Source organism: Tardiphaga sp. 42S5 (genome assembly GCF_034044155.1).
Taxonomy (GTDB): Bacteria; Pseudomonadota; Alphaproteobacteria; order Rhizobiales; family Xanthobacteraceae; genus Tardiphaga; species Tardiphaga robiniae.
In genome coordinates this window covers 405,946-421,303 of sequence record NZ_CP139027.1, presented here as the reverse complement: position 1 = coordinate 421,303, position 15,358 = coordinate 405,946, and the positions used below count along the sequence as shown (strand labels likewise).

The 15,358-nt window shown below is 60.9% G+C and carries 15 protein-coding genes and 1 tRNA gene; 12 read left to right on the top strand and 4 right to left on the bottom strand.

Annotated elements, in window-relative coordinates; genetic code table 11:
• Positions 1-4: 4 nt before the first annotated feature.
• The 6 genes from SFY93_RS01955 (at position 5) to SFY93_RS01930 (ending at position 6,377) form a co-directional block, all read left to right on the top strand.
• Positions 5-730 (top strand): GntR family transcriptional regulator, encoded by a 726-nt coding sequence (locus SFY93_RS01955; protein WP_374725624.1) that lies wholly within the window; start codon positions 5-7, stop codon positions 728-730.
• Between the two features lie 213 nt (positions 731-943).
• Positions 944-2,398, top strand: a complete 1,455-nt coding sequence (locus tag SFY93_RS01950; RefSeq protein WP_320447666.1) for an MFS transporter — start codon at positions 944-946, stop codon at positions 2,396-2,398.
• A gap of 10 nt (positions 2,399-2,408) precedes the next feature.
• Positions 2,409-3,224, top strand: a complete 816-nt coding sequence (gene otsB / locus SFY93_RS01945; RefSeq protein WP_093758174.1) for a trehalose-phosphatase — start codon at positions 2,409-2,411, stop codon at positions 3,222-3,224.
• 156 nt (positions 3,225-3,380) lie between these two features.
• On the top strand, positions 3,381-4,853 hold the full coding sequence (locus SFY93_RS01940; protein ID WP_320445874.1) for a trehalose-6-phosphate synthase: 1,473 nt from the start codon (positions 3,381-3,383) through the stop codon (positions 4,851-4,853).
• Positions 4,854-5,067: 214 nt separating this feature from the next.
• Positions 5,068-5,157: transfer RNA gene (locus SFY93_RS01935), tRNA-Ser, on the top strand.
• 278 nt (positions 5,158-5,435) lie between these two features.
• Complete coding sequence (locus SFY93_RS01930; protein ID WP_320445873.1) at positions 5,436-6,377, top strand: DUF2778 domain-containing protein; 942 nt, start codon at positions 5,436-5,438, stop codon at positions 6,375-6,377.
• 290 nt (positions 6,378-6,667) lie between these two features.
• Here the strand turns inward: SFY93_RS01930 and SFY93_RS01925 are convergent, their stop codons facing one another.
• The 3 genes from SFY93_RS01925 to SFY93_RS01915 all read right to left on the bottom strand — a co-directional run bounded on the left by SFY93_RS01925 (position 6,668) and on the right by SFY93_RS01915 (position 9,542).
• Entirely contained in the window at positions 6,668-7,906 is a 1,239-nt protein-coding gene (locus SFY93_RS01925; RefSeq protein ID WP_320445872.1) for an alpha/beta fold hydrolase, read from the bottom strand.
• The gene (locus tag SFY93_RS01920; RefSeq protein ID WP_320445871.1) at positions 7,907-8,797 is read right to left on the bottom strand and encodes an NAD(P)-dependent oxidoreductase; all 891 of its coding nucleotides are present in this window, start codon (positions 8,795-8,797) and stop codon (positions 7,907-7,909) included.
• A gap of 61 nt (positions 8,798-8,858) precedes the next feature.
• A complete protein-coding gene (locus SFY93_RS01915) occupies positions 8,859-9,542 on the bottom strand; it encodes a GntR family transcriptional regulator (protein WP_068729690.1) in 684 nt (227 codons plus the stop codon).
• A gap of 114 nt (positions 9,543-9,656) precedes the next feature.
• Between SFY93_RS01915 and SFY93_RS01910 the strand changes: the two genes are divergently transcribed.
• The 6 genes from SFY93_RS01910 to SFY93_RS01885 are packed head-to-tail and all read left to right on the top strand — an operon-like array spanning position 9,657 to position 14,634.
• A complete protein-coding gene (locus tag SFY93_RS01910) occupies positions 9,657-10,880 on the top strand; it encodes an ABC transporter substrate-binding protein (RefSeq protein WP_320445870.1) in 1,224 nt (407 codons plus the stop codon).
• 20 nt (positions 10,881-10,900) lie between these two features.
• On the top strand, positions 10,901-11,761 hold the full coding sequence (locus SFY93_RS01905) for a branched-chain amino acid ABC transporter permease (RefSeq protein WP_089263519.1): 861 nt from the start codon (positions 10,901-10,903) through the stop codon (positions 11,759-11,761).
• A complete protein-coding gene (locus SFY93_RS01900; protein WP_320445869.1) occupies positions 11,758-12,729 on the top strand; it encodes a branched-chain amino acid ABC transporter permease in 972 nt (323 codons plus the stop codon). Before SFY93_RS01905 ends, SFY93_RS01900 begins: the two co-directional genes overlap by 4 nt.
• The gene (locus SFY93_RS01895) at positions 12,726-13,451 is read left to right on the top strand and encodes an ABC transporter ATP-binding protein (protein WP_320445868.1); all 726 of its coding nucleotides are present in this window, start codon (positions 12,726-12,728) and stop codon (positions 13,449-13,451) included. Before SFY93_RS01900 ends, SFY93_RS01895 begins: the two co-directional genes overlap by 4 nt.
• The gene (locus SFY93_RS01890) at positions 13,448-14,170 is read left to right on the top strand and encodes an ABC transporter ATP-binding protein (protein ID WP_320445867.1); all 723 of its coding nucleotides are present in this window, start codon (positions 13,448-13,450) and stop codon (positions 14,168-14,170) included. The genes SFY93_RS01895 and SFY93_RS01890 overlap by 4 nt, the downstream gene beginning before the upstream one ends.
• Positions 14,171-14,229: 59 nt before the next feature.
• Positions 14,230-14,634: a carboxymuconolactone decarboxylase family protein gene (locus SFY93_RS01885; RefSeq protein WP_068729678.1), complete on the top strand. Its 405-nt coding sequence runs from the start codon at positions 14,230-14,232 to the stop codon at positions 14,632-14,634.
• 163 nt (positions 14,635-14,797) lie between these two features.
• Here the strand turns inward: SFY93_RS01885 and SFY93_RS01880 are convergent, their stop codons facing one another.
• Positions 14,798-15,346 (bottom strand): DUF1269 domain-containing protein, encoded by a 549-nt coding sequence (locus tag SFY93_RS01880; protein WP_320445866.1) that lies wholly within the window; start codon positions 15,344-15,346, stop codon positions 14,798-14,800.
• Positions 15,347-15,358: the final 12 nt, after the last annotated feature.

The window sequence follows — 15,358 nt, the reverse complement described above, 5'->3', positions numbered from 1 at the left end:
CGACATGCTGATCCAGCCGGGGAAGCCGCGCCGCAAGGCGGGCATCGCCGGGCCGGTCAGCCGGGTTGACCGTGCCGGGACTATCACCGGCAAGATGACGCGCGCCGAAGAACTCCGCCTGCAACTGGCCGACGAGATCGTGCGCGGCGTGCTGCCCCCCGGTACCTCACTCGACGAAACCGATCTGGCACAGCGTTTCAATGTTTCGCGCACGCCCGTTCGTGAAGCGTTGCGTCAGCTCACGGCAAGCGGCCTTGTCGACTCGCGCGCGCATCGCGGTGCCGTCGTGGCGCAGCCGTCGATCGATCGTCTCACCGGCATGTTCGAGGCGATGGCCGAGCTCGAAGCGATATGTGCGGGTCTCGCCGCCGAACGGATGCCGGCCGTGCAACGTCACGCGCTGGAGGCCATCCACGAAGAGCTGCGGGTGCTGAGCTACGACGGCAATCCGGATCGCTTCCACGAAGTGAACGAGCGTTTTCACAACGCGATCTATGCGGGCTCGCAGAACGAATATATCGCCGAGATCACGCTGGCGACCCGGGTTCGGGTGCAGCCGTTCCGGCGCGCACAATTTCGCAATCTCGGCCGTCTTGCCAAGTCGCAGGCTGAGCACGACCGCGTCGTCGTCGCCATCATGCGCGGCGATCGCAATGGCGCCGCGGCGGCGATGCGCGCCCATATCGAGCTGGTACGCGGCGAATACGAGCATTATGCCGTTTCGCTCTAGGTCCCAATTCCCCGCATAAAATGGGAACCAACGCGCTCTTCGTGGGTTGTTTCACGGAGAATGTAACCCTCTGGCGCTGAATCACCCGTCACCGCAAGGTTTCGGGCTTTTCGCGTTGATGTCGATTTCCGCTTGTCCGTGGGGTAGCGAGCAAATGCTCAGGAGCAAGGCGGCATGGCTGATCTGAGCAGCGCGGATATCGCGGCTTCGCCGATGCCGAGCCAGACGTCAGCTTCCGACTCGGATCGTATCATCGAAACCGATATTCCCGCGCGTCTGGATGCGCTGCGCTGGAGTGGCTTTCACACACGGGTTGTCCTGGCGCTCGGTATCACATGGATACTCGACGGCCTTGAGGTGACCCTGGCGGGGGCGCTATCCGGCGCGCTGAAGGAAGATCCTGCGTTGAAGTTTTCGAACCTCGATGTCGGCTTTGCCAACAGCGCTTATCTTGCAGGCGCTGTGATCGGCGCGCTGGGCTTCGGCTGGCTGACGGACCGCATCGGCCGGAAGAAACTGTTCTTCATTACGCTAGCGCTTTATCTCACCGCGACTGCCGCGACAGCGCTGTCATGGAATCTTGCCAGCTATGCCGTGTTTCGATTCCTGACGGGTGCCGGCATTGGCGGGGAATATACCGCGATCAATTCGACGATTCAGGAGCTGGTGCCGGCGCGCTATCGCGGCTGGACCGATCTGGTGATCAACGGCAGCTTCTGGCTGGGCGCCGCAATGGGCGCCGTTTGTGCCATTGTCCTGCTGGACCCCGCAGTGATTTCGCAAGCCTATGGCTGGCGGCTGGCCTATTTCACCGGTGCTATTCTGGGTCTCATCGTGCTGTTCATGCGGATGTGGATTCCGGAAAGCCCGCGATGGCTGATGATCCACGGTCAGCCGCAGCGCGCCGAAGAGATCGTGGGTGAGATCGAAATCTCCGCGCATCAGAAGGCCAAGCCGTCGGTTCTGGCCGCGCTGCCGAAGATCAGGCTGACGATGCGCGATCATACGCCGCTGAAGGAAGTCGCGCAGACACTGTTCGTGTTGTATCGGCAACGGTCGCTGGTCGGACTCGTGCTGATGGCGTCGCAGGCGTTTTTCTACAACGCGATCTTCTTCACCTATGCGCTGGTACTGACGGATTTCTTCGGTATCCCGTCCAATCATGTCGGCTGGTATATCCTGCCGTTTGCCGCAGGTAATTTTCTTGGGCCGCTGCTGCTCGGTCGGCTGTTCGATACGCTCGGGCGTCGCGTCATGATTGCGGTTACCTATGGCATGTCGGGCATCTTGCTTGCGATCTCCGGCTATCTGTTCTCGATCGATGTGTTGAGTGCACAGACCCAGACCATCGCCTGGATGATCATCTTCTTCTTTGCGTCGCCGGCGGCGAGTGCGGCCTATCTCACCGTCAGTGAGACGTTCCCGATCGAGGTGCGCGCATTGGCGATCGCTGTCTTCTACGCGATCGGCACCGGGATCGGCGGCGTTGCCGGCCCGGCGCTGTTTGGCGTGCTGATCGATACCGGGTCGCGCAATAGCGTGTTTGCCGGCTACCTGTTTGGCGCTGTTCTGATGATCGTGGCTGCGATTGTCGGCTGGCGCTATGCCGTCGCGGCGGAACGCCAGCCGCTTGAATCAGTTGCACGGCCGCTGGCCGTGGTGGAGTAACTTGATGAACATGTCTCAGAAAATTATCGAAATTCATGTCGACGATGCGCCGCACTCCGAAGAGGTGCTGTATCCGGGTGCGGAATTGCCGCGGCTTAGCGAATGTGCGCTGCTGCTCGATATCGACGGTACGCTGCTCGATCTGGCGCCGACGCCGCGTGAAGTATGGGTGCCGCCGGATCTGGCGACGTCCATGGGCAAGCTGCTGCAGCGCACGAATGGCGCCATGGCGCTCGTTTCGGGCCGCTCGATCAACGATATCGATCTGATCTTTGCGCCGATGCAGTTTCCTGCCGTCGGCGGTCATGGCGCCGAAATGCGATTGTCAGGCGATAATGAATCGGTAGCGTCAGGCGCGCCGCCGATGGACAAGGAATTGAAGCGTCGCCTTGCTGCCATTGCGAAGTTGAGCCCGGGCATTCTGCTCGAGGACAAGGGCTATGCGCTCGCGCTGCATTATCGCCTCGCGCCGCATGCGGAGAAGGCGATCTATGATGCGGTCTCCGCGATCCGTGCCGATCTGCCGAATGCGCCGATCGAAGTGCTGCCCGGCAAGGCTGTCTGCGAGATCAAGCCGGCTGGTGTGACCAAGGCGACGGGCGTGATCGAATTGATGACGCATGAGCCATTCAGCGGGCGCCGTCCGATCTTCATCGGCGATGATGTCACCGATGAATCGGTATTTGCGATCATGCCCGGCATGAATGGTCTCGCATTCTCCGTCGGTCGCCGTGCGCAAGGCGTATCGGGTCACTTCGACGAGCCGCGCGATGTGCGCGCATGGCTCGCGCGCTTGCTGATCGACGATGCAGCGAAATCGAAGTGATTCATCTCATGTCTTGATACCGATGCAGATGGAACTCACTGAAAGTTGAGTTCCATCGTCGCGTGCCCGAATTTGGTTTCAATTGGGTCGAATGGTGACGAGGAACCATATTGATGAACGGACGTTTATCAGTGTGTGCAATCAGGAGGGGACCCTGTGAATCTCGTCGTAGTCTCAAACCGAGTATCGCGCGCTTCGGCGAATGAGCCGATGACCGGCGGTCTGGCAGCAGCCTTGCTGCCCGTGGTGGAGAAATCTGGCGCGATTTGGGTGGGTTCCAGCGGCCGCGTGCGCGACGGCGCGCAGAAGGAACCGTTTGCCGAAATTGAGGCGCTGGGCGCCGGTGCGCTGGCCATGCTCGATCTGCCTGCCGCGCATTACGGTGGCTATTACGAAGGCTTCGCCAATTCAGCACTTTGGCCTGCGCTGCATTCCCGTACCGACCTGATCTGCACGTCGCACGATGATTATGAGTCGTATCGCGAAGTGAATTCGTTCTTCGCGCGCGCGCTGCTGCGGTTCCGCAAGCCCGATACCGCGTTCTGGATTCAGGATTACCATTTCCTTGCGCTCGGCGCAGAATTGCGCGCGCTTGGTGTGACGCATCCGCTCGGCTTTTTCCTGCATACGCCGTGGCCGGCACGCGATATTTTTGGCGGCGTGCCGCATCATCGCGAATTGGTCGAGGCAATGCTTGCTTACGATCTGATCGGCTTCCAGACCGAAGGTGATCGCGACAACTTCCTGTCTTATGTCGATGGCGAGCTCGGCTTGGACACGACGGGTGGTGTGGTGATGTCGCGTTACGGCGTGTCGCGCTGTGCGGTATTTCCGATCGGCATCGATCCCGCGAAGTTTGCTGCGCATGCTGCCAAGGCGGCGTCGCATCCGGATGTGTCGCGGCTGCGCCGCAGCCTGAACGGCGAGAAACTCGCCATCGGCGTCGATCGCGTCGATTACTCCAAGGGGCTCGTCAATCGTCTCGATGCGTTCGATCGCATGCTGACGCGGCAGCCGCAGCTCAAGCGCTCGGTCTCGCTGTTGCAGATCGCGACGCTGTCGCGCGGCACGATCGAGGCCTATGGCGATCTGCAGAACCAGCTTGCGAAGCTGGTGAGCGATATTAACGGGCGTCACGGCGAAGTTGACTGGACGCCGATCCGCTATCTCAACAAGGGCTTCAGCCAGACCGTGCTCGCTGGCCTCTATCGCACCGCGCAGGTCGGCCTCGTTACGCCGCTGCATGACGGCATGAATCTGGTCGCCAAGGAATATGTCGCTGCGCAGAACCCGGTCGATCCCGGTGTGCTGGTGCTGTCGAAATATGCCGGCGCCGCCAACGAGCTCGATACGGCCCTGCTGGTCAATCCGCATGATGTGGACGGCATGGCGCGCACCATCGCGACCGCATTTTCGATGCCGTTGCTGGAGCGCCGGATGCGCTGGGAAGCCATGATGGCGAAGCTGCGCGCCGGCACCATTCAGGACTGGTTCGCCGATTTCGTCGAGGCGCTTCAGCAAGCCCATGTCGCAAATGACAAGACGCCGGTGGAAACGCTGCCGGTTGAGCCGGCCGTACTCTGGCCGGTCCAATCGCTGGGCGCTGGGGTCGGTAGCCGGTTCCACTGAGCCGCGGCGCCGCCCAGGCGAAATGGGGAGGTTCCCCGCTGGCGCGGGGGCAGTGCCGACGCATCGCAAGCCGATTCGCCGCTCGCCAGGGCCAGCAGGTGGCGCCAAGGCTCCCCCGAATTCCCTATATCCTTCAATAATTTGAGAAAAACCGCCGGGCCGGGCCGGCGGTCCCTTGCAAATCTCGCTCCGGCCCGTCATGAGAAGGCGCGCCGGAGAGATGGCCGAGTGGCTTAAGGCGCACGCTTGGAAAGCGTGTGTGCGGGAAACCGTACCGTGGGTTCGAATCCCACTCTCTCCGCCAGCACCCCTCCTAACCAGCTGATCTATTTGCGAGCCGGCCGTCGTCCTTCCGCGCCCCGCGCGCGGTAACAGGATGACGTCTGCGTCGATGGCTGGGTTTTTAGCGAGCCTGTATCGGCGGGCTGGGATTGGAAAAGGAACCTCACGCGCTGGAAGGCGGCCCATTCTTGAATGGCGCAAAGTCTGGCAAGGCCAAGATGGCCTAATACGTCAGGCTCGTTGGCTTGATTTAAGCTTGAATTATTGGGTAGCCTTTTTGCGTCGCGTCCGGGGCATCAATTGCGTAGATCTCGAATTGTTATCGCTGCTGCGTCTGTCGGAGCCCTCGCTGCGGCCCTGACGTTATGCGCGTATGTTCGAGAGCCTCAAAATGTACTGAGCTTCTTTAAGGCCAAAAATCCAAGTCGTCCCCAGCTCGACGACATCTCGTTCATTCAGCGTTTTCCGCAAGCGTTTGATTTTGAAGTGTCGGCTTCTAATGTCGAATTAGAAGTTCAGCGGGCTAAGTCGCAGCTCGCGCAAGCAATGCGATCGCAGCCAGTGCTTCCCGCCGACAGCTCGCTCGGAATCTCGGCGGCGAATGGAAAAGTGCCGCTACCGAGAGTCCGGCCGTCGGCGGCCAATTTGATTGCTGTGTCTCTGCCCGATCAAGCGTCAACACCGTCTGATCCTTTGTCCAACGTAAGCGCAGCACTTAAAAAAGTCTTTGCGATGCTACAGCCGTCTGAAACTGTTTTGGCATCTGCGTCACCCGAGGGTGGAATCTCCGGCGATGGAAAGGACAGTGCACCTCCAACGTTGGCGGAAACGCGGACGGCGCTTTACGACATTTCCGCGCGCACCGTTTACATGCCCGACGGAACGCGGCTCGAGGCTCACTCCGGACTTGGCGAACTGATGGACGATCCAACGCAAGTCCACGTCCATGATCGAGGCGCGACGCCACCGCAGATATATGAACTGAGCAAGCGAGAGAAGCCGTTTCACGGCGTTGAAGCATTGAGAATGAAGCCGGTGGGTCAAGGTGATCTGTTTGGCCGCGCCGGATTGCTTACGCACAGCTACCTGATGGGACCAAAGGGAGATTCGAACGGTTGCGTATCGTTCAAGGACTACGCAACGTTCTTGCAGGCTTACAAAGCAGGCGCCGTGAAGAGATTGATCGTCGTACCGAGCCTGGCCGATCCGACCGTTATGGTGGCACAAAAAACGTCGATGTAGCCGTATCTGTGAATACTCAGATATCGCACCGGCTTGAGATTGATCTTCAGAACTAATTTTCGCCCAGATTTGGATTGGTAGTATGTCAACGCCGAATCGGGGGATTCGCATATGACACCCAGTGACTACGCGCGAATGGCGAAAAATTGCGCTGAGCGAGCTGACGCCTTGGAGCCCGGCCCGAAGAGAGACGAGTTGCTTAAGAAAGCACAGCAGTTTCGGTTTTACGCGAAGGTCGAAAATTGGGTGGCGTCACCGGGGCTGCAACCCCCGGATTGATTTCCGCGCAGTCAAAGCGGCAAACTCCGCAGTGCCTGGAAGACGGGACGCAGATAGTCCAGCATTTTTGGCGGATTCTCGGTCATCGGAAAATGCCCGAGCTCCGGCATCTCTGTCACCATGGCACCCTCGATCCATTCGGCGAGCGCGTAGGCATCGCTCACGGTGGCGGAGAAGTCGTAGTGACCGATCAGAAGATGTACGGGGATCTTGTGGCCATCGATGAGCTTGGCGGTCTGCTCGCCGTCGAACTCGTCCGAATAGAAAGCCAGATCGCCGTCATAGATGCCCGGCGCACCCTGCGAATAGATCCATGCAGCGCGTCGGCGATCCTCAGTGGGGCTGGATGGGCTCATCAATCCGCGCACATAGGCTGCCGAATGCCAGCCGCCATTGACGCGTGCATGCGTGAGATACTCGTTCCGACGGCCGCGTGGGCGCACAGGCGCTTCGAGCGCGATCACGGCTCTCACGAGATCAGGTCGCTCTGCGGCGAGCGCCATGGCGATGCCGGCGCCCATCGAGCAGCCCATCACCACAACGGGTTCGCCGATCGCTTGTTCGATGAAGCTCGCGCACCAGTCCAGATAGGTTGGCTGATCGAGCTGATAGATGCTGCCGTCCCAACCGATAGGTGGCATGGAGCGGCCATGATGCGGCATGTCGAAGCCGATCAGGCGCCACTCGCGCCCGAGTTCGGGATCGCACATCACGCCGTGAAATTGCCGCGTATCCGCTCCGGCTGTGTGGAGGCACAACACTGGCCTGCCGGTACCCGTGGCCTCTGAATAGATCTCGGCAATCTGCCCGCCGGCGCTGTGCACGCGGTGATAGCGGCCCTCAAGGCGTGTGAGATCGACTTCGACTGCATGCGCGGCCGGCGTCGTGAGATTCGCGAACACGGCCTCGAGAAATGCGCGGGCCTGCGCAATGACCAGCGCATTGCCGGTCACGGTGAAGCTGGTATTGCGCAGCTGGATCGATGAAAACGAATGATAGGTCGGCGGCGGGCAGGGCGCCAGCACCTTCAGCCATGCTGTGGCTGGCCCGGATAGCGCGATATCCGGCGCATTGCTGGGTATACTGACAACCGGCTGGTTGTTGCGACAAGCGATCGCGACGGCGGCCTCATCGATCCCAAACTGAATTTCAAGATCCAGTCCGCGCGCAAAAGACTGCACCTCCGGCGCGGCAATCGCGACCGCAAGTCGATTGCGAAGCTCGTCGATCAGGCCCATGCCCAACGTCACCTACTTCCTGGCAGTGAGATAGCGGCCAATTTCGACATGGTCGGCCGACGGTCCGAGTTTCTCCAGCGCGGCATCCCACAGTGCAGCGACTTCATCTGCCAGTGGCGCGCTGACGCCGATCTGGTGGGCGAGCTCGTCGGCGGTGCGGATATCTTTCGCCATCAGGGCCAGCCCAAATCCCGAAGTGTATTTCTCGGGAATGATAAACTGCTTGAGCTTGTTCTCGGTCGAGTTGTTGCGCCCGGTGGAGGCGTTCAGCACGTCGACGAGGACATTCGGGTCGATGCCGAACTTACCGCCGATGGCAACGGCTTCGGCGGCAGCGGCGAGGCCTGCTGCCGAGACATAGTTGTTCAGCGCTTTGGCGGCGTGACCGGATCCGAGCGGGCCGGTGCGGAATACCGACTTGCCCATGGCATTCAGCACGGGATCGGCGCGATCGATGGTCTTGCCGTCGCCGCCGGCCATGATCGCCAGCGTGCCGTCGACGGCGCGTTTCACGCCGCCCGACACCGGTGCGTCGATGAAAGCAAGGCCTGCCGCGATCAGTTCTTCGCCGAGTGCACGCGTGCCCATCGGAGCGGAGGAACTCATATCGATCACCACCGTGCTCGGCGCGAGCTTCGCCTTGAAGCCTTCCACGGCCGCGCGCACGATCTTGCCATCGGGCAGCAGCGTGATGACGGCGGCTGCATCCTTGACGGCTTCATCGACGGTCGCCGCTGACGTGCCGCCGGCTTCGGCATATTTGGCGCGGGCTTCCGCAAACGTATCGAAGCCAACCACCTGATAGCCCGCGCGCGCAATACATGCGGCCATGGGGCGTCCCATATTGCCGAGGCCGATGACGGCGATCTTGGCGGGCGGATTGATGGCGGCTGAATTCGACACGGGCGTTCCTCTTCAAGTTCTTATTTTAGTCGATATCTGGCGCGGCAGGTGATTGCGCTTGTCAGGGATTATCGCGCCGCAGCGCTTCCAGCGCTATCGCGGCGGCATTCTTGATGTGCTGGACACAAGCCTGCTCGGCACCATCTTCGTCGCCGGCCTCGATCGCGACAAGGATGGTCTCGATTTCGGCAAGACTGCGGCCGATGCGATTGGACTGGGTCATCGACGTCATGCGCAGCACCGTGACGCGGTTCAGCAGCATTTTCAGAAAGCGTTCGACGAAAACATTGCCACACCCTTCGAGCAGCGCGGCATAGAATTCAGTCTTGGCGGCCAACAGGTCGCTGCGGTCTTCCTGACCGGCTACCGCGCCCATCTGGACGAACTGTTTGCGCAATCGTTCGATGATCACCGGGTCGCGCAGCCGCGCACATTCGCGGCCGGCATAGCCCTCCAGCAGCGCGCGCAAATCATAGAGCTGCTCGGCTTCCTCGACGCTGATGGTGCTGACGATCGGGCCGCGATGCGGGATCGTGGTGACGAGGCCCTCTGCCTCAAGCTGCCGCAACGCCTCGCGGATCGAGGTGCGGCCGACGCCGACCTGCTCGCACAGTTCACGCTCGATCAGCCGCTGGCCGGGCTTGAACAGCCCGCTACCGATTGCAGAGCGCAGTCTATTTTCAACCAGCAGTCGCAGGCTGGTCGATTCCCGCGAGACATTCAGGTCCGATTCGATCTTTGCCATGCGTCAAGTTGACCGCCTATCAGACAATCTGTCAAGCAGCTTGACCGCTCGTCTGTTTTATGTCGAATTGGCGACGAAGCCGCAAAGGCCGTTCTGCATTCGGAGAAAACGCCCATGTCCAAGACAACCTCCCATCGTGGTGGCCTGAGCCGCCGTACGCTGCTTGCCGGAACAGCGTCGCTGCTGGCCAGCCCGATGATTGTTTCGTCGGCACGCGCGCAGGCGAAGCCGGTCAATATCGGCGTGATCATGCCGCTGTCGGGCGCCAACGCGCAGTTCGGCATCAATTCGCGCAACGGCATCGAACTGGTGGCCGACGAGATCAACGCAGCCGGCGGCATCAAGGCGCTCGGCGGCGCCAAGATCAATCTGATCGTGGCGGACGCGACCTCGACACCGACCACCGCGGGCACCGTCGCGCAGCGCCTCATCACCCAGAACGAAGTGACGGCGATCCTCGGCGCATTCGCATCATCGCTGACCATCGCGATTTCGGAAGTTACAGAGCGCCGCGACATTCCGCTGCTCACCATGTCCTTCGCCGACCAGATCACCGGTCGCGGCTTCAAGAACATCTTCCAGATCGTCGCCAAGGCTTCCGCACTCGGAAAAGCGCAGCTCGACTACACGCTTGCGATTGCGCAGGCATCCGGCGCCAAGATCGACAAGATCGCGATCATGTATGAAGACACCGCCTATGGCACTGCGCAGGCGGCCGGCCTTCGTGCCGCTGCCAAGGCAGCCAATATCGACATAGCGATGGACGATGCCTATCCGCTGGGGATCACCGACACCACGCCGTTGATCAACAAACTGCGTGCGTCCGGTGCCCAGGCCGTCTTCCCGGTGTCCTATCTCAATGACAGCCTGCTGCTGATCCGCACCATGCGCCAGCAGCGCATCACGATTCCGGCCATCGGTGGCGCGGCAGGTTATGTCATTCCGGATTTCGAGAAGGGTCTCGGCGAATTCGCCGAGAACGTGCTCTCGATCGCGCCCGCCAATTACGATCTCGCGCCGGATCTCACCGAACGTTTCCGCAAGCGCTTCGGCTACTTCATGGTGCATGAAGCGCTGGAACACGCCGTCGCGCTCGACGTGCTGGTGCAGGCGATCGAGAAGGCGAAGTCGACCAAGGCAGAGGACGTCACCATGGCGCTGCGCGGTGCGAAGTTCACCGGTGGCTGGACCAAGGCGATGACCGGCGGCGCCGTCGAATTCGACAGCACCGGCCTCAATACCCTGTCCGTTCCCGTCATGGCGCAATGGCGCAACAAGGAGCTCGTCACGGTCTGGCCGAAGGACGTCGCCAAGGGCACTGCGGTCTGGAAATCCTGACGAACTGAAGAAAGATCGCAGTGTCATTTCTACAAGCAATAATCGACGGGCTGCTGGTGGGCGGCGTCTACGCCGTCATCTCCATCGGCCTGACGCTGGTCTATGGCGTCATGGGCATCGTGAATTTCGCGCAGGCGGAATTCCTGATGATCGGCATGTTCGTGTCCTGGTTCGCCTGGGCCTATCTCGGCCTTGATCCGGTGCTGGCCGCGCCGCTGTCCTTTGCGGTCGCATTCGGCATTGGCTGGCTGGTGCAGGGGCAGTTGATCGCACGCGTGCTGAAGGCGCCCTCGGTGGCCCAGATCTTCCTCACCGTTGGTCTGTTGATCGTCATCGAAAACGGCTCACTGCTGCTGTTCGGCTCGCAGTTTCGTTCGGTGACCACGTCCTATCAGACCATGTCGCTGTCGCTCGGCGCGCTGTTCATCAGCGTGCCGTATCTGATCGCCTTTGGCATGTCGCTGGCCTGTGGTCTGGCCCTGTGGTGGTTCATGCGCACGAGCTGGTTCGGTCGGGCGATGCGCGCGACTGCGCAGAACCCGATGGCCGCACAGCTGATGGGGATCGACACAGCGCTGATGTACAAGATCGCCTTCGCGCTCGGCGTCGGCCTCACGGCCTTCGGCGGCGCAGTGATCCTGCCTTATGTCACGGTATTCCCCGGGGTCGGTGGCCAGTTCGTCGTGCTGATGTTCACCGTCGTTGTGCTCGGCGGTCTCGGCAGCGTTGCGGGTGCCGTCGTCGGTGGGCTCGCGGTGGGCGTCATTCAGGCATTGTCCTCGCTGTTCTTTCCGATCCAGTTGCAGAACCTCATTCTGTTCATCGTCTTTATCTTTGTGCTCGCGGTGAGGCCGCAAGGCCTCGTAGGAGCATCCCGATGAAACGCTGGATCGCAATTCTGGCTGTGATCGCCATTGCGGCTGTATTGCCGCTGCTGCTCAGCCCGACCGGATACTGGATCCGCGTGCTCACCTTTACGCTGCTATTCGCGGCGATGGCGCAGGTCTGGAATATCATCGGTGGCCTGGCCAATCAGACGTCGCTCGGCCACGCCGCCTTCTTCGGCATCGGCGCCTATACGTCCACCATCCTGGTGCTGAAATTCGGCATCAGCCCGTGGATCGGCATGTTCGCCGGTGGCTTTCTCGGCGGCGTCGCGGCACTAATCATTGCCGTTCCGACCATGCGTCTGCAGGGCCACTACTTCGCCTTGGCGACGCTGGCCTTCGGCGAAGTGATGCGCGTCATCGCCAATGTCTGGTCGTCGCTCACCGGCGGGCCGGTCGGCCTCTCGGTGCCGTTCGTGCCGCCCAGCATCGCGGCCTATTCGTTCAAGCAGCTGCTGCCGCATGCCTATATCGCGCTCATCGCCTTGATCATCGTGACGGTCATCTTCGAGGCGATCCGGCGCAGCGCGATGGGCTATCGGCTACGCGCCATCAAGGAAAACCCGGCCGCAGCGGAAGTGATCGGCATCGACACCACCAAGGTGAAGCTGCAGACCGCTGTTATCTCGGGCGTGCTGATGGCCATGCTGGGCACGCTCTATGCGCAGGTCGCGGTGTTCTTCGATCCGGATACGGTGTTCAGCGCCGCCTCCATCTCCATTCGCGTCGCGTTGATCGCCATTCTGGGCGGCGTCGGTACGGCGATCGGTCCGATCCTCGGCGCATTGTTCATCATCCCCGTGGAGGAGCTGATGAACGATCTATTCTCGTCGGGCGCGGCGGGCCTGTCGCAACTGATCTTTGGCGTCATCCTGATCGCCGTCATTCTGTGGCGTCCACGGGGCTTTATCACGGTGTTCGACTCGTTGATGGCACGCTTCTCGAAGAAGGCACGCTCATGACCATTCTCGATGTGCGTGGCATCTCGCGTCGTTTCGGCGGCCTTCAGGCGCTGTCCGACGTGACGTTCTCGGTGCCGAAAGGCCAGATCGTCGGCCTGATCGGCCCGAATGGCGCCGGCAAGACGACGTTCTTCAGCACGCTGGTTGGCCTCATTCGCCCCGACAGCGGCACCATTCAACTCGACGGCACCAGTGTGGTCGGCCAGAAGCCGCATAGGGTTGCGGCGCTTGGCATGACCAAGACGTTCCAGAACGTGGCGCTGTTTGCCGAAAGTTCGGTGCTCGACAACGTGCTCACCGCAGGCCTGTTGCGCCACGATGTGGAGACTGCGCGCAAGGAGGCGTTGATCTGCCTCGACCGCGTCGGGCTCAAATCCGTTGCTCACAAGCTTGCCGGCAATCTCTCGTTTCCCGAGCGTGCGCGCGTCGAACTGGCACGCGCATTGTGCACCGGCCCCAAAGTACTGCTGCTCGACGAAGTGATGGCCGCGCTCAATCCGGTCGAGATGCAGGAGATCATGGACCTGATCCGCTCGCTGCGCGACGACGGCATCACGCTGCTGGTCGTCGAGCATCACATGCGCGCGATCATGACGATCTGTGATCGCATCCTGGTGCTGAATTTCGGTCGGCTCCTGGCCGATGGCACGCCGGAGCAGGTGGCGAACGATCCGGTGGTGGTGGAAGCCTATCTCGGCCGTTCGATGGAGGCCCATAAATGAGTGCGTCTCAGCCATTGCTCGAGATCAAGGGCCTCAATGCCGGTTACGGCGAGATCGAAGTCCTGCACGGCATCGATCTACAGATGTTCGAAGGCGAGTTCGTCTGCATCATCGGCGCCAATACCGCCGGCAAGAGCACGATCCTGCGCGCGATCTCGCGCCTCGTGCCGCATGTCACCGGCACGTTGCGGTTTGCAGGCAATGATCTGTCGAACCGAGCCTCGCATGACATCCCCACGCTGGGCATCGCGCATGTTCCCGAAGGACGCCACGTGTTTTCGGATATGATGGTGGAAGAAAACCTGATGCTCGGTGCCTTCACCGCGCGGCATGCCAAGGATCTGTCGTCGCGTATGGAAGGCATCTTCGAACTTTTCCCGCGTTTGCGCGAGCGACGGGGTCAACTGGCAGGCACGCTCTCGGGCGGTGAGCAGCAGATGGTCGCTGTCGGGCGCGCGCTCATGCTGCAGCCGAAGCTGTTGCTGCTCGATGAGCCGAGCCACGGTCTGGCGCCGAAGGTCGTCGAAGAGATGCACGATGCCTTCACCAAGATCCACAGCCGTGGAACGTCGATCCTGCTGGTGGAGCAGAATGTCGGACTGGCGCTCGATGTCGCGACGCGCGGCTATGTGCTGGAAAGCGGTCGCATCGCACTGCAGGGCACGTCTGCAGAATTGAATGAAAATCCTGCCGTTCGCGCGGCCTATCTCGGCATATGATCGAGGCAGACGGGCGAACGACGTCAAACCCTGGCAATCGCAAATAGAAGGAAGAAAATATGAGCTACGATCAGACGATCACCCTTGGCGGAATGTTCGACATCGGTCTTGCCGCACGGCGCGAAGTGCTGGGCGCCGCCTATGTCGACAAGTCGATGCAGTCGACCAATGACTTCATGATGTCGTTCCAGCACATCACCACCGAATGGTGCTGGGGCTACGCCTGGAATCGTCCGGGCCTCGATCGCAAGACCCGCAGCATGCTGAACCTCGCAATGCTGACGGCGCTGAACCGCGCGCCGGAAATCAAGCTGCACACGCGCGGCGCAATCACCAATGGCGTCACGGTTGACGAGATCAAGGAAGTGTTGCTGCACGCCACGGTCTATTGCGGTATCCCGGCCGGCCTCGATGCGTTCAAGGCCGCGAATGAAGTGCTCAAAGAGATGGGTAAGGTGGAGTAGGTCGCCGGCCTGACAACGACACCTCAAACGCAAATTCAACAGTCCGCTTGATCTGCGCAAGATCAGGCGGACTTCGTTATTCGCGGCGATGATACGCACAAGAGCAATTGGCGCAGATATCTACGCCGGACGCTTCTGTTGTACCCATGCCAGTCCCGCAAACTCAGGCAGCGGGCTTGGATGCCGTGGTCGTGGATGCCGCTGGTGCTTGAGCCTGGGGCTCGGTTGTGGCCTTGGCGAGCGCGTTCCTGAGCGCCTGCTCCTTGGCATCGTCCAGGGACGTCTTCAGCACAGTGCCGCCGGCGTCCTGGATTTCCTTGAGCACCTTGTCTGCAGTGATGCTCTTGATGAGAACGAACAGCGCCGCATTTCCCGGCTGAAGGCTTGCCGATAGCTCCTTCATGAAGTCGTCGTTGATGCCGTAATCCGTCAATGCGCCGCCCAATGCACCGGATGCGGCGCCCAGTGCTACGCCGAGAAGGGGATTCAGGAACAGCACGCCGATCAATAATCCCCAGAAGCTGCCGGAGGCCGCGCCGGCCATGGTGGTATTCATCAGCTGGTTCAGCTTCACGGGGCCGGCTTCCGTTTTCACTGCGATAACGGCATCGCTGATCGTGATCAGATATTCCTTCTGCAGCTTGAACAGACGCTGCCGCACCTCTTCGGCTTTTGCCTCGGATGGATAGATGATCGCAACGAGATCTGACATTTCTATTCCTCC